This window comes from Arthrobacter sp. zg-Y1143, assembly GCF_030125565.1.
GTDB lineage: Bacteria > Actinomycetota > Actinomycetes > Actinomycetales > Micrococcaceae > Arthrobacter_B.
On the sequence record NZ_JASKLW010000002.1, the window covers coordinates 76,965 to 91,834 of the forward strand.

A 14,870-nucleotide genomic window follows, 5' to 3' on the forward strand; every position below is an offset into this window, starting at 1 on the left:
CCGGTGCACCGCAAACCATGTTGCCGGACCGGCAACATGCCTGCAGTCGTCCATGTCCTCGTCGGGACTAGCCCGCCGGAGCAGGCTAGTCCCGGGCCTCGGCCTCGGGCCGCAGCCGGATAAGGCGCTGCGGGCCGTCGTCGTCCAGTTCCACCAGGTCGCTGCGGGAGGAAAGGAAGTCGGTGAAGGACCGGAAGCCCAGCGGCTTTTCGTTGAAGGAGGGGTCCATACGCCGCATCTGGTTCTTTACCGTGCCTGTGTTGAGCCACTCGTCGTCGCCCTTGGCATGGCCGATCTTCAGTGCACGGACAAGCAGTTCGGTGGCAAGGGTCCGCGGGTCAATGTCTTCAGCGGTGTCCGGCTCCTCAAAGCGGGCGTCTTCGGTGTGCGAGAACATGGGCACCACAGTGAGCTTGCGGGCCTTGCTGGGGGTCTGGTCCATTGCCGCAGTAGGGGCCTTGGCGGATCCCGGTGCCGCGGCGACAGCCGCAACAATGCCGGGCAGGGAGTCATAATCCTCGAACTCGTCGCACGCGGCGGCCAGGGAGGTGCTGGTGGAACCGGCCACACCGATACCCACCACGAAGCGGCCCAGCCGCTTCGCCTTCTGGGCCAGGGCAATGTAGTCGGAATCCCCGGCCACAATGATGATGTGCGTCAGGTCCGGCAGTCGGAAAAGGTCTTCCACCACGTCCACGGCAAGCCGGATGTCGGCACCGTTCTTGGTGCCGCGCGTTGTGGTGGTGAACAACTGGGTGAGGTCCACCGCGCGGGACATCAGCTGCCGCTGGTAGCTGGCGTTGACGGGGACCGACCAGTCGGCGTATGCCCGGTTCACCACCAGGGTGCCGAAGGACGCGGCGAAGTCGATGATCGCATTGAAGTCCACAGTGGCAGCGGTCAGCTTCGCGGCAATATCGGGATCTGCATCCCGGTTGGTCTTGTCGAAATTGCGGATCCCGTCGCGCTGGAAGGCGTTCCGGCCGTGCAGTTGCTGGTAGCGCGAAATGACAATGTTGTCGAAGTCGATATAGAGGCCGACGCGTGCGTCGCTCGGTTCGGGCATGGTGCAAAATCCTTCTGGGCCGGCGGAGGGCTCACTGCCATCCGTACCACCAGTTTCCCGCCGCCGGTACTGCAAGGGCAAACCGGGGTCAAGGCGCAGTGCCGTCCGGTCCTGCCGGGGCACCGCCGAAGGAGCGTACTTCGCGGCCGGTTATCCGGCGGGGGCGAACCGCTGCTGGCCGATCACCGCCAGCAGGCCAAGCTTCTGCGCTGCCTCGCTGCGCGGGGCGGCAGTCAGCACCAGCAGGGCCTGGCTCTGGTCTTCGCTGTACAGGGTCTGGCAGTCGAGCTCGATTTCGCCCAGTTCCGGGTGCAGCAGCGTTTTGTGGTCGGCGAACCGGGTGGCCACGGCGTGGTCCTTCCATATTTCGGTGAACTCAGGGCTGCGCTTCTGCAGCAGGCGAACCAGTTCCAGCGCACGGGCCGAGTTTGCGGAAACTGCCACCCGCAGCCCGGCAACCTGGGCGCGGCCCTGCCGTGCGCGGTCAGCCGGCGGATAGAGCTCACGTTCAGCGGGATCGGTGAACCAACGGTAAACGCTGCTGCGGGCGGGCCCGGTGAGCCGGGAATGGTCTCCCAGCAGTGCCATGGAAAGCCTGTTCTGCGCCAGTGTTTCCCCGAGCGCGGAAAGGATCAGCGCCGGCGTATCCTCAAGCCGGTCCAGGACCCGCAGCAGGGTAGGGGCCACATGAGGGTCCAGGGACGCGCGGGGCGGCGGATTACGGTCAGCCAAACGGAAGAGGTAATCCCGCTCGTCGTAGCTCAGCCGCAGGGCCCGGGCCAGAGATCCCAGCAGCTGTTCCGAAGGCTGCGGGCCGCGGGCCTGCTCCAGCCGGGTGTAATAGTCCACGGACATCCCGGCCAGCGTCGCAACCTCGTCCCGCCGCAGCCCGGCCACCCGGCGCCGGGTCCCGGCGGACAGCCCGACGTCGTCGGGGCGCAGGGCATCCCGGCGGGATTTGAGGAAGTCGGCAAGTGTGGGGCGGTCCATGGATCCATCATGGGCCACCGCAGCCGTTCTATACAGGGACCGGGAATCCTACGACAAACACTCCTCTCCCGCCCGCCGCCGGCCGGGCCAACACTGGGGGCATGAACATTAACGGAAACACCATTTTCATTCCCGGTGCCACCTCCGGCATCGGCCTGGCCCTCGCCGTCCGCCTGCAGGCTGCCGGCAACACCGTCATCATCGGCGGGCGGCGGGCTGAGGTCCTGGAGCTGCTGGCCGCCGAACACGGCTTCGCCACCGTCGCCGTCGACACCACCGATCCGGCCTCCGTCCTGGCGGCCCGCGACACCGTGCTGGCCGGGCACCCGGACTTGAACGTGTTGATTGCCATGGCAGGAATCATGACCGGTGAAGACATGCGCAGCGAAAGCTTCCTCGCCGGAGCCGAGCGCCTGGTGGAAACCAACATCAACGGCCCGCTGCGGCTGGTGGCCGCGTTTATCGAGCACCTGCAAACCCGGCCGGATGCGGTGATCATGACCGTTTCCTCCGGGCTGGCCCATACCCCGCTGGCCAACACTCCGACATACAACGGCACCAAGGCCTTTATCCACCGGTTTAGCGAAGGCCTCCGGCTGCAGCTTGCCGGGACGTCCGTGCAGGTCATTGAACTGGTGCCGCCGGCGGTCCGGACCGAACTGATGCCCGGCGGCTCGGTGAACGAGCACTATCTCCCGCTGGATGCTTTCGCCGATGAGGTCATGGCCCTGCTTCAGGCCCAGCCCGATGCGCACGAAATCCTTGTCGAGGCCGTGAAGTTCCTGCGTTTTGCCGAAACCGAAGGCCGCTACGATGCGGCGGTCGCAGCGATCAATCCTGCGGTGCCGGCCTAGATCCGGCGGTAGGCGAGGTCGAAGATGAGCCGGCCGGCCTGGTGCGCCTTGTTCTCGAAGCTGGTGAGGGTGCGGCCCTCGAAGCGGGGAGCCCAACCGCCGCGCTCATCGACGTCGTCCTCCGGCACCTTGTTCTCGAGGCCTTCACGGTGCACCCGGGTCAGCGGACCCTGTTCGCCGGCCTGCTCGCCGGTATGCAGGTTCTCAAACTGTTCGGAGGCGTCCAGGACTTCGCGCATCTGTACGGCGTAGTCGGACCAGTCAGTGGCCAGCCGCCACGTGCCGCCGGGCACCAGGACCCGGGCCACCAGCTCGGCGAAGGACTCCTTGACGAGGCGCCGCTTGTGGTGGCGGGTCTTGTGCCAGGGGTCCGGGAAAAACACCCATACTTCGTCCACGGATCCGGCGGGGAGCATGCTGGTCAGCACCTCGGGGGCGTTGGCCTGCACCACACGCACGTTGGTCAGGCCCTTCTGCCCGATGCGCTGCAGGGTCTGTGCCAGGCCGGGCAGGTAGACCTCCACGGCAAGGAAGTCCTTGTCCGGGTTCTGCTCCGCGGCGTGCGTGACGGCTTCACCGAGTCCAGACCCGATTTCGACGACGAGGGGTGCGGTGCGCCCGAACTCCGCCGCGGCGTCGAACACGTACTCCGGATGCACCGAGGTATCGGCTTCCTCGCGCGGCACATCCACCACAAAACGGTCCGACAGTTCATCCCAGGCCTGCTGGCGGCGGCCCTGGAGGCGCGAGCCGCGCCGGACAAAGGAGACCGGAGAGCGGAAATGCCGGTCCTCGTCAGTTTCGGAGTCAACGTCGATGTCAGGGTCGGTGCCCTCGGCCTGCGGCAGGGCTGGTTCAGTAGTCATCACCGTTAATGCTATCGGCTGCCGGGGCCCCGGTTTTCACCGCTGCCGCCCGCCCCGATTAGGAAACTTTCCGCATTACGGTAAACTGTAGGGAGATGTTGGTCCTGCCACGGCCGCAGCCAAAGGTTGCAGCCGTGTGTGTAAGCAGTCCAGCCTGCGTCGATGAACGCTTTCTTTTGTCCCGCCTGTTAGCGCGGTAGACACTGTCTGACTTTTCTTCGGCGAACCCCCGGCCCAAACGGCGTTGGGGGCCTCTTACCGAAAGTTGCCTGTCTTTTATGACCACTTTTGCTGCCCTTGGTGTGCCCAAGGCACTTGTTTCCTCCCTCGCTGCCGCCGGAATCGACGAGGCGTTCCCCATCCAGGTGGAAACCCTCCCCGACACCCTTAAAGGCCGCGACGTCCTGGGCCGCGGGCGCACCGGCTCCGGCAAGACCCTCGCCTTCTCCCTGCCGCTGGTCACCCGACTGGCCGAGAACGAGGCAGCTTACCGCCGCCGTCCGAACCGCCCGCTGGGCCTGGTCCTGGCACCCACCCGCGAACTGGCCACACAGATCAACAACGTGATTGAGCCGCTGGCCAAGGAACTGGGCCTGAACACCACCGTGATCTACGGCGGCGTGTCCCAGCAGCGCCAGGAAAAGGCACTGAAGGCCGGCGTCGACATCGTCATTGCCTGCCCCGGCCGCCTCGAGGACCTGATGAAGCAGAAGGTCATCAGCCTTGAGTCCGTCGAGATCACCGTGCTGGACGAGGCCGACCACATGGCCGACCTTGGCTTCCTGCCGGTTGTCCAGCGCCTGCTGGACCGCACTCCGGAAAAGGGCCAGCGGATGCTGTTCTCCGCCACCCTGGACAACGGTGTGGACAAGCTGGTCCGCCGTTACCTGTCCAACCCGCTGACGCACTCCGTGGATGAGCCGCAGGCAGCGGTCTCCACCATGGAGCACCACGTGCTGCTGGTCCAGGACCAAACGGCCAAGAAGCTGCTGGTCAAGGAACTGGCCGGGGGCCAGGGCCGCCGCATCATGTTCATGCGCACCAAGCACCACGCCCGCAAGATGGCCCAGTTCCTCACGGACAACGGCATCCCCACGGTGGACCTGCACGGCAACCTGTCCCAGAATGCCCGTGACCGGAACCTGGCGGAGTTCGCTTCCGGCGATGTCCGGGTCCTGGTGGCCACCGACGTCGCCGCCCGGGGCGTCCACGTGGACGACGTGGAGCTCGTAGTCCACATTGATCCGCCCACGGAACACAAGGCCTACCTGCACCGTTCAGGCCGTACGGCCCGCGCCGGATCCAGCGGAACCGTGGTCACGCTGACCCTCCCGGAGCAGAAGAGCGAGGTGTCGAAGCTGATGAAGGCTGCCGGCGTCGACGTTTCCATCGAGAAGGTCAGCCACAACTCCCCGTCCATCGCCAAGCTCGTCGGCGAACGCGCGGCCGTTGTGGAACCGCATGTCCGTGCCGCGCAGCTGGCAGCCAAGTCGCCGCAGCAGGGCGGCGGCCGTTCCACCGGCGCCAATGCCCAGCGCAAGCGCGCGGCCCGTTCCACCAGTGCACCCCGCGCCGGCGGACGCGGCGGCAACGGCGGACGCGGGCGGGTTTCCGCCGAACGTCCCGAGCGTACGGAACGCAGCGAACGCAACGACCGCGCTGCAGCCGGTGACAGCGGCCGCACCCAGCGTCCGGCCCGTGCCACCGAAGGACGCCGCGCCAGCGCCGGTGCTGCCACCGCTGCAGGCCGCAACCGCCGCCCCGCCACCGGCCAGCGTGCCGAAGGCGCCGGCAGCGGCCAGCGTTCCGGCGGCGCATCGGGCCGTCCGGCACGTGCCGCCGGTCCCCGCCGCGCCACCGCCCCGGCCTCCAACGAGCGCCGCTCCCGCTAAGGGTTCTGAGAAAAGAGGTCCCGCATCCACCGGATGCGGGACCTCTTTTTTGTTTTGCGCGCAGACCTACTCGGTGTACAGCCCCATGCCGCGCAGCACATTGCGCCGGGCGGCGTTGGAAATCAGGAACCGGCGCCCGGAGGTGACCTCCGGATCGACTCGGACAAAGGCGTTCTTAACGCCCGCCTGCCAGGGGAAAAGGGGAAGCTCCTCCGAAGCCATCAGCTCGGCGTTGTCCTCCAGCAGGGAAGCGGTGCCTTTGAGCACCACGCTCCAGGCGGAGGAAAGATTGTCGTCATAGCCGTCAATCTCAAACGCCACCGAACTGCCCGAAAGCGCCCCGGACAGCTTGGTGCCGGCGGCGGTCCGGAACACAACGGTGCCGTGGTCCACGGCGAAGTTCACCGGAAAAATCTCCGGGTGGCCCTCCACGACTACGGCCAGCCGGCCGAACCGGGCTTTCCGGATATAGTCCCAGCACTGGCTGGAGGTGAGCTGGTCTGCGGCGGTTTCCCCGGAAGTCGGCATGGCGCCAGTGTAGGACAGGAAGGGCAGCGGGGCTAAGTAGGAACTGCGGGCGTGGCTGGAGCCGGTGCCGTGGCTAAACCCGGGCCGGTGGAGAACAATGGATGAATGCGCGCAATCCTCAACGTCATCTGGCTCCTGTTCGGCGGTATTTGGCTGGCGCTGGGGTATGCGCTGGCCGGTGTGATCTGCTGCCTGCTGATCGTGACCATTCCGTTCGGCATCGCGTCCTTCCGCATTGCCAACTACGCGCTGTGGCCGTTCGGCCGCACGGTGGTGGACCGGGGCGGCTTTACCGGACCGCTGAGCATGGTGGGTAACATCATCTGGCTGCTGCTGGCCGGCATCTGGATCGCCATCGGCCACGTGATGACCGCCATCCCCATGTTCGTGAGCATTGTGGGCATCCCGCTGGGCATCGCGAACCTGAAGATGCTGCCCATTTCCCTGATGCCGCTGGGCAAGGTCATTGTGCCTACGGACACCTGGCAAATCACCCCGTACGCCGGCAACGCCTACCGCCAGCCCGGCTATTCGGGCCGGGCGGTGCCGGGGCAGTACGGCCCGGGGGAGTACCGCCCGGGCCAGTACTAGCCAACGGCAGTACTAGTCCCGGCAGTACTAGCCCCGGGCGCCGGTCAGGAACTGCTTCATCAGCGGGCCACCCGACGTCGAACCCCGTTCGCCCTGTTCCACGAACACCGCGACGGCCAGGTCACCCTGGATGGACAGTACCCAGGCGTGGGTCTGGGGCGGGTCCTCGCCGCCAAACTCCGCGGTCCCCGACTTAGCCAGCACAGGGTCGCCCGGCACGTCCAGCAGCATCTGTACGCCGCCCTCGGCGACGACGGCGCGCATCATCTCCCGCAGGGACGCAGCTTCCGCGGCGGTGAGCTTACTGGGAGCAGGGGCGGGGGCCGCCGATTCACTTGCTGACGGAGCAGCCGATGCCTTCGCCCCAGCCGACGGGTCGGCAGGCGCCGATGCGGCCGGGGCTGTCCCCTCTGTTCCCGCGACGGGACGGACCAGCGCCGGTGCCACCCGCTCGCCCTTGCTGATGGACGCTCCGGCCACGGCCATGGCCAGCGGCGAAACGAGGACTTCGCCCTGCCCGATCAGCGACGCTGCGTGGGCGGTGCCCTCGGCCTCCGCCGGAACCGATCCCAGGAACGCGGGCGTGCCGATGGCCGCGTCCACACCGATGCCCAGATCCGCTGCCGCATCCGCCAAGGCCTGCTGGGAAACCGTGTCGCGTGCGTTCAGGAAGGCCGTGTTGCACGAGTTGGCGAATGCCGTACGTAGCGGGATGTCTCCGGTTGCGTTGGCGGGGTAGCCGGGGACGTTGGCGAAGTTCCGCCCGTCAACGTTGAGTTCGGCCGGGCACTGGACCGTGGACTCCGGAGTGACGCCGTTGCGCAGCATGGCCAGGGCAGAGGCAGTCTTGAACGTGGAGCCGGGCGGATACTGGCCCAGCAGGGCCGTCTGCTGGCCTCCGCTGCCCGGCCCGTTGGCCACGGTGAGGATATCGCCCGTGGAAGGCTGGATGGCGACCAGGGCCGACGCCGAGGGCTCGCCTTCCAGGACTGCCTCGGCCAGCTCCTGCAGGCGGGGATCGAGGGTGGTCTGTACATCGGTGCCGGAAAGGGCGTCCGTGGCAAAAACGCCCTTGCTTCCGCCCGCGTTTTCGACAGTGATGCTCACTCCGTCGCTGCCCCGCAGTTGCTCGTCGTACTGCTGCTGGAGTCCGGAAAGGCCGGTCAGGTCGCCCGCGGACAGCCGGCCTTCGGACTTCTCGATCGCCTCGGCGGTGGCCTCGCCTACGGTGCCGAGCAACGCCCGGGCGAAGCTCCGCGTGGGCGCCAGGATGCGCTGCGCGGGCAGCGCCGCGGCGCCGGGGATGGCTTCAACGCTCTGAATCGTGGCCGGTCCGTCCGCCTCGGCGCGCTGCACCAGCGCCTCCACGAACGCTTCCGGGCCGGAGGCCTGCACCTGCGCGGTGTAGGCCTCGGGGTCCAGTCCCACCAGGGCGGCCAGCGCGGCGGCGGAGGACGCCTCCTGCCCCTCCGGGACGTCGGGCTTGTTGATGCCGATCCGCAGCACCGGACGGGAAGTCATCAACGGCGCCCCGTTCCGGTCCAGGATGTCGCCGCGGGCGGGAGGCGGCACGGTCGCGCGGGCCAACCGGTCGCCGTCGGCCAGGGAATCGAACAGCACCGACGGCGCCCACTGGACCAGCCACTGATCATCCTCGCCGCGTTCGAGCCGGACAGTGCTTTCATAGTTCCAGTCCGGCCGCGAATCCCCGTTCACGTCCCAGGCATACCCAAGCTTGGCGGACGCGGTGTCCTTGTCATCGGGATCTTCGTCGACACCGGCCACGGTGACGTCCGGCCGCAGGGGCCCCATGTCGGCCAGCAGGGTCTGAAGCTCCTTGTTGATCTGGTCCGGAGTTCCCGCCGTAAAGGCAGATCCTGACACATCCAGGTTGCCCAGGCCCTCGGCCAGGGTAGCGGCGGCGTCATCCGGTGACGGCTTGTCCGCCGAACAGGAGACAAGGCTCAGGGCCAGAGCGGCGACGGCGAGAACGGAAACGGGTGTGCGGTTTTTCCCCATCCCGACAGGGTACCTGCCTGCCCTCCCGAACCTGCGGATGTGGCAGGCCTGTTGTTATTCCCGGCGCTGTGCGAAGTCGGTTTCCCAGTTGTCCTTGGGAACCTGGTCCTCGGCGATGGAGGTGTTGCCCGGCACCTCGCGGTTCAGGTGCAGGAACTCCAGATGGGTCTCGTAATGGTCCAAAACATCGGTGATGACCTGTTCCTTGCTATAGCCCATGAGGTCATAGCCGTGGCTGCCCTCGAGGGAGAAAACCTCCATCCGGAAATACTTGGTTTCCGCTGACGCGTTGTGGGCATAGGACGGGGTATCGCACCGCACGGGGTAGATCTGGTATTTGAAGCCGCGCTCCTGCGCCATGCCCACCTGCAGGTCCAGATGGTGGATGCCGTACGGAGCCACCTCTCCTTCGCACAGTACGACGTCGGCGCCCCGCGCCTTCAGTTCGTCATGGACTTCCTGCAGGGCAGGCCGGGCGACGGTTTGCAGGAAGCGTTCGGCCTGCCGCGGACCCGGGTAGGTCATCACGCGGGAGAGGCGCTGGCGCCAGCTGAGGCCGCCGCGCGCGTCCAAGCCGCGTCCTGCGATGATGCTCGGCAGGGAAGCCCGGTAGCTGTCGGTCAGCGTGTTCTCTACCCGCAGGGCCTTATAGACCCCGAGCATGATGAACAGCAGGAGGATGGACAGCGGCAGCCCCATGATGATGGTGGCGTTCTGCAGCGTGGTCACCCCGCCGACCATCAGCATCGCGAGGGTAAGCAGGCCGGTGGCCACTGACCAGAACACCCGCAGCCACTTCGGCCCGTCGGAGTCGGCATCGCTGAGGTGGGAGGTGAAATTGGCCATCACCAGGGCGCCGGAGTCTGCGGAGGTCACGTAGAACAGCAGGCCGGTGAAGGTGGCGATGGCCGCCGTCGCCGGCGCCCAGGGGTACTGTTCCAGCAGTCCGTAGAAGGCGCGTTCGGGCTGGTTCATTGCCACCTCCCCGAACGCTGTGTTGCCGGTCATGACCAGGTCAAGCGCGGAGTTCCCGAAGATGGATATCCACAGCAGGATGAAGGCAAACGGCACGATCATGGTGCCGAGGACGAATTCGCGGATGGTCCGGCCCCGGGAGATCCGGGCCAGGAAGAGTCCGACGAACGGTGCCCAGGCAATCCACCAAGCCCAGAAGAACAGGGTCCAGGAACTCAACCAGGCATCCGGCCGGTCATAGGCCATGGTGTCCATGGTCATGGACGGGAAGTTGCTGAGGACATCCCCGATGTTCTGGACAATGCCGTCGAGCAGGAAGTTGGTGTTGCCGGCGACCAGGACGAAAAGCATCAGCCCGACGGCGAGGACCACATTGAGCTCGGAGAGCCGGCGGATGCCTTTCTCCACACCGGAGACGGTGGAAATGGTGGCCATGATGACGGACAAGGCAATCAGGGAAACCTGCACCGTCAGGTTTTCGGGCAGTCCGAACATGACGTTCAGTCCATAGTTCAACTGCACCACGCCGATGCCGAGAGAGGTGGCAATGCCGAAGATGGTCCCCAGCAGGGCGGCAATGTCCACGCTGTGGCCAAGCGGACCTTCGATCTTCCTGCCGAAAATCGGGTACAGGGCCGAGCGGATGCTCAGCGGCAGGTTGTGCCGGTAGGCAAAGTAGCCGAGGGCCAGTCCCATCAGGGCATACAGTGCCCAGCCGGTTATGCCGTAATGGAACAGGGTCAGTACCAGGGCATTGCGTGCCGCTTCGGCAGTGCCGGGATCGCCGGCGGGCGGGGCCAGATACTGCGAGACCGGCTCGGAGACCGAGAAGAACATCAGGTCAATGCCGATGCCGGCGGCGAACAGCATGGCGGCCCATGTGAACATGCTGAACTGCGGCCTGGAATGGTCAGGGCCGAGCTTCGTCTTACCGACGCGGGTCAGCGCCGTGGCCAGGACAAAAATCACCACGAGGCTGACCACCAGGAAGTAGTACCAGCCCATGTTGACCGAAACCCAGCCCACCATGGAACCGATAACGGAATCGGCATTGCCGGAGGCCAGCATGGCCCAGAGGGCAATGGCGAGAATTCCGGCGGCCGAACCGATGAAAACCGTTGTATTAACCCGGGTCCGCGGAGCAGCGGTGTCCGCTTTCTCCGCTTCCGCGAGATTGCTCATTGAGGATCGATCCTTGGGTTGCTACGGAGCTTCAGGCGCTCCGGCAGCACGGGATGGCGGAGGCGGCCGCGGCGCGGCGTACACCTAGGCGTCCGCAGGCCAAACGGAGCGGGCGGGCACCCGGGGGACTGCAGCGCGAAGCGCTGTCCGGAGGCATTTTCGAATCTACCAAAATCCCCGCAGTGCCTCGATTCCTTTGACCCGGCTCACACGGACATGGCAGGTGCAAGCCCAGGATGCCGGGCCAGGGCAGCCTTCCCGGCCTGTGCAGGGCCTGCTTTCCCTGCTACCGTTTTGGAGAAATGGCCCTCTTGTGGCCAACGACACAACTCGCTTCCAACTGGACACCTTCCGACGGCCCGAGCGGCGTCGACAGCCGCGCAAGGACCCGGATCGGGTGCCGGTTGTTCTACGGAGGAGTGAGCGGATGTCCGATTTGGACACGATTCTCAGAAGGACGGAGCGGTCCTTGGGCCGCCGGCAGATTCAGGCCGGCCACGCACTGATGGTTGTGATGGCCAGGGACATCGGGCATCCCATCGGAGAGGTGTGGTCCGCGCTGGCTGAACCTGACCGCGTGGCTGAATGGCTGGCGCAGCCGGAGGGGGATTTGCGGAGGGGAGGAAACTACAGTCTGCCCGACGGATCCCATGGTGACATCCTGCGCTGTGATCCGCCCCGCCTGCTCACCGTGTCCTGGATCCGGGAAGGGGCAGCCCCTGCCGAGTTGGAGCTGCATCTGACGGCCGAAGACAGCCAGACCCGGATAGAACTGCTTTACGCCTCGGTCCGCAAGGGGTTTGCCACCACCGCGGCACCCGGCGGCGGGATCTGGACCGGCGGGGCGGGGTGGGAGTTCTTCCTGGACATGCTGGAGGAGTACCTGGGCGGCACCATCCCGCAAAAGCCGCCGGGACTTATGCCGGATTTGAAGATCGAAGGAGAGCTGGTGGACCTGTTCGACGCCCGGAACGAGAGCTGGCGCCGGGCTGCCGACGAGTTTGAGGCGGAGCGCGCCCCGTAGGAGACGCCGGCGCCGCCTTGGGACGGGCGCCCCAAGAGTGCTGTGGATAACTTTACTTTCAAAGTTGAGCTAACTAGACTCAACTTTGTTATATGACCAGCACTGAGGCTGAATATTGCTGAGGTTTTGAGGAGCCATCCGTGGACACCAAATTCACGAACAAGAGCCAAGAGGCGCTCTCGGCTGCGGCCATGAACGCCAACACTGCCGGTAACCCGCAGATCGAACCGTCCCACCTGCTCAAAGCCCTGATGGACCAGCGGCAGGGTGTGGCCGTGGCCCTGCTCAAGGCCGCCGGCGTGAATGTCGACACGGTGAGTGCTGCGGCCAGCAACGCCATTCACCAGCTGCCATCCTCTTCAGGGTCCTCCGTGGCCCAGCCGCAGTTCTCACGGCCCCTGCTCCAGGTCATCAGTGCCGCTCAGCACGAAGCGGAGCAGCTGGGAGATGCCTTTGTATCCACCGAACACCTGCTGCTGGGCCTGTCACTGGACAGCGGCCCGGCGGGCAAGGTGCTGCGGGACAACAACGCAGGGCATGACGCCCTGATTGCCGTGCTTCCATCCGTACGAGGAGACCGTAAAGTGACCAACGCCGATCCGGAGAACACCTTCCAGGCCCTGGAAAAGTTCAGTACCGACCTGACCGAGATGGCACGGTCCGGAAAACTGGATCCGGTTATCGGCCGGGACGCGGAAATTCGGCGCGTGATCCAGGTCCTCAGCCGCCGGACCAAGAACAATCCGGTACTGATAGGAGAGCCGGGGGTGGGCAAAACCGCCGTCGTCGAAGGCCTCGCCCAGCGCATGGTTGCCGGCGACGTCCCGGAAAGCCTCAACGGCAAGACCCTGCTGTCCCTCGACCTGGGCTCCATGGTGGCCGGGGCGAAGTACCGCGGCGAATTTGAAGAACGATTCAAGGCCGTGCTGGAAGAGATCTCCAATGCCGAAGGGCAGATTGTCACCTTCATCGACGAGCTGCACACGGTAGTGGGGGCAGGTGCCGCCGAAGGGTCCATGGACGCCGGCAACATGCTCAAACCCATGCTGGCCCGCGGGGAGCTGCGCCTGATCGGCGCCACCACCCTGGACGAGTACCGCGAAAACATTGAAAAGGACGCCGCACTGGAACGCCGTTTCCAGCAGGTTTACGTAGGCGAGCCCAGCGTTCCGGACACCATCGGTATCCTGCGCGGCTTGAAGGAGCGCTACGAGGCGCATCACAAGGTGGCCATTGCGGACTCGGCACTGGTTGCCGCCGCCACCTTGTCCAACCGCTACATCACGGGCCGCCAGCTACCGGACAAGGCCATTGACCTGGTGGATGAGGCCGCCTCCCGGCTGCGCATGGAAATCGACTCCGCTCCGGAGGAAATCGACGAGCTGCGCCGCGCGGTGGACCGGTTGACCATGGAGGAACTGGCCCTGGCCAATGAGACGGACGAGGCTTCCATGGAACGCCTTGCCGTACTGCGCGAGGACATGGCGAACCGGAAGGAACAGCTGGCAGCGCTCAATGCCCGCTGGGAAGCGGAAAAGGCCGGCCTGAACCGGGTTGGTGACCTCAAGGCAAAGATAGACGAGCTGCGCAGCCTGGCCGAAAAGGCACAGCGCGACGGCGACCTCACGGAAGCCTCGCGCATCCTCTACGGCGAGATCCCCGCACGGCAGAAGGAACTCGACGCCGCCCAGCAGGCGGAGGCGAGCAAAAACGGGGAGGAAGCCCAGGAGCTGATGGTGTCCGAAGAGGTCACTGCGGATGACATTGCCGAAGTGGTGTCCGCGTGGACCGGCATCCCTGCCGGGCGGATGCTGCAGGGCGAATCGCAGAAGCTGCTGGACATGGAAGAGGCCCTCGGTTCCCGCCTGATCGGCCAGACGAAGGCGGTGGCTGCGGTGTCCGACGCGGTGCGCCGCTCACGGGCCGGCGTCAGCGACCCGGACCGGCCCACCGGTTCGTTTATGTTCCTGGGCCCCACCGGCGTCGGCAAGACCGAGCTGGCCAAGGCGCTGGCGGACTTCCTGTTCGACGACGAACGGGCCATGGTCCGCATCGACATGAGTGAGTACTCGGAGAAGCACGCCGTGTCCCGGCTGGTGGGTGCCCCTCCTGGCTACGTGGGCTACGAGGAAGGCGGACAGTTGACCGAAGCGGTCCGGCGCCGGCCTTATTCCGTGATCCTGCTGGATGAGGTGGAAAAGGCCCACCCGGACGTCTTCGACATCCTGCTCCAGGTGCTCGACGACGGGCGGCTGACGGACGGCCAGGGCCGCACAGTGGACTTCCGCAACGTGATCCTGATCCTCACCTCGAACATCGGCTCCCAGTTCCTGGTGGACCCGGGCATGAACGACGAGCAGAAACGCGAGTCGGTGATGGCCATGGTCAACGCGAACTTCAAGCCGGAGTTCCTCAACCGCCTCGACGACGTCATCCTGTTTGATCCGCTGAGCTTGGAAGACCTGACGAAGATCGTGGACATCCAGGTCCGGGCGCTCGCGGCACGCCTCCACGAGCGCCGGCTGGTGCTGGAAGTGACCGACGCCGCCCGCGAGTGGCTGGCCCTGACCGGCTACGATCCGGCCTACGGTGCCCGTCCGCTGCGGCGCCTGGTGCAGCGGGAAATCGGTGACAAGCTGGCCCGCGGCATTCTGGCCGGGAAGATCAGCGACGGGGACACCGTGCTGGTGGACCGTGCGCCGGACGGGCTGGACGGCGATGGCCTGGTGGCCGAAACCGGACTCACGGTGGCTGCAGTCAGCTGACCGGGACCCGGCAGCGCAAGTAGAAACGAACGGCAACAAACGAACGGCGTGGGGGGGGGGGGGGGGGCCCCGCCCGGGGGGGGTGTTTTTGTTGTTTTTTTGGTGGGGGGGGGTGGGG

The 14,870-nt window shown here is 66.0% G+C and carries 10 protein-coding genes and 1 pseudogene; 5 read left to right on the forward strand and 6 right to left on the reverse strand.

The window, feature by feature from the left end:
• Positions 1 to 85: 85 nt before the first annotated feature.
• Both QNN98_RS03525 and QNN98_RS03530 read right to left on the reverse strand, forming a co-directional pair.
• Positions 86 to 1,066 (reverse strand): NYN domain-containing protein, encoded by a 981-nt coding sequence (locus QNN98_RS03525; RefSeq protein ID WP_283996283.1) that lies wholly within the window; start codon positions 1,064 to 1,066, stop codon positions 86 to 88.
• Between the two features lie 150 nt (positions 1,067 to 1,216).
• Positions 1,217 to 2,056 carry a helix-turn-helix transcriptional regulator gene (locus QNN98_RS03530; protein ID WP_283996284.1) on the reverse strand — a complete coding sequence of 280 codons (840 nt, stop codon included), beginning with the start codon at positions 2,054 to 2,056 and terminating at the stop codon, positions 1,217 to 1,219.
• Between the two features lie 101 nt (positions 2,057 to 2,157).
• On the opposite strand from QNN98_RS03530, the gene QNN98_RS03535 reads away from it, so the two are divergent.
• The gene (locus QNN98_RS03535) at positions 2,158 to 2,910 is read left to right on the forward strand and encodes an SDR family oxidoreductase (RefSeq protein WP_283996285.1); all 753 of its coding nucleotides are present in this window, start codon (positions 2,158 to 2,160) and stop codon (positions 2,908 to 2,910) included.
• Here the strand turns inward: QNN98_RS03535 and trmB are convergent.
• Complete coding sequence (gene trmB, locus QNN98_RS03540) at positions 2,907 to 3,776, reverse strand: tRNA (guanosine(46)-N7)-methyltransferase TrmB (RefSeq protein ID WP_227925446.1); 870 nt, start codon at positions 3,774 to 3,776, stop codon at positions 2,907 to 2,909. The genes QNN98_RS03535 and trmB overlap by 4 nt on opposite strands.
• Positions 3,777 to 4,054: 278 nt before the next feature.
• Here trmB and QNN98_RS03545 point away from each other — a divergent pair, with 278 nt between their 5' ends.
• On the forward strand, positions 4,055 to 5,668 hold the full coding sequence (locus QNN98_RS03545) for a DEAD/DEAH box helicase (protein ID WP_283996286.1): 1,614 nt from the start codon (positions 4,055 to 4,057) through the stop codon (positions 5,666 to 5,668).
• Between the two features lie 66 nt (positions 5,669 to 5,734).
• On the opposite strand, the gene QNN98_RS03550 is transcribed toward QNN98_RS03545, so the two are convergent.
• Positions 5,735 to 6,196, reverse strand: coding sequence for a pyridoxamine 5'-phosphate oxidase family protein (locus QNN98_RS03550; RefSeq protein ID WP_283996287.1), 462 nt, complete (start codon positions 6,194 to 6,196; stop codon positions 5,735 to 5,737).
• Between the two features lie 105 nt (positions 6,197 to 6,301).
• Between QNN98_RS03550 and QNN98_RS03555 the strand changes: the two are divergent.
• Positions 6,302 to 6,697, forward strand: a pseudogene (locus QNN98_RS03555) (YccF domain-containing protein); the annotation flags it as partial.
• Positions 6,698 to 6,814: 117 nt separating this feature from the next.
• Here the strand turns inward: QNN98_RS03555 and QNN98_RS03560 are convergent.
• Together QNN98_RS03560 and betT are read right to left on the reverse strand one after the other, a co-directional pair.
• Entirely contained in the window at positions 6,815 to 8,806 is a 1,992-nt protein-coding gene (locus QNN98_RS03560; protein WP_283996288.1) for a penicillin-binding transpeptidase domain-containing protein, read from the reverse strand.
• A gap of 54 nt (positions 8,807 to 8,860) precedes the next feature.
• Positions 8,861 to 10,963: a choline BCCT transporter BetT gene (gene betT, locus QNN98_RS03565; RefSeq protein WP_227911749.1), complete on the reverse strand. Its 2,103-nt coding sequence runs from the start codon at positions 10,961 to 10,963 to the stop codon at positions 8,861 to 8,863.
• 427 nt (positions 10,964 to 11,390) lie between these two features.
• On the opposite strand from betT, the gene QNN98_RS03570 reads away from it, so the two are divergent.
• Both QNN98_RS03570 and clpB read left to right on the forward strand, forming a co-directional pair.
• Positions 11,391 to 11,987, forward strand: coding sequence for an SRPBCC domain-containing protein (locus tag QNN98_RS03570; RefSeq protein ID WP_227911748.1), 597 nt, complete (start codon positions 11,391 to 11,393; stop codon positions 11,985 to 11,987).
• A gap of 140 nt (positions 11,988 to 12,127) precedes the next feature.
• Complete coding sequence (gene clpB / locus QNN98_RS03575; protein WP_227925441.1) at positions 12,128 to 14,752, forward strand: ATP-dependent chaperone ClpB; 2,625 nt, start codon at positions 12,128 to 12,130, stop codon at positions 14,750 to 14,752.
• The last annotated feature ends 118 nt before the right edge of the window (positions 14,753 to 14,870 follow it).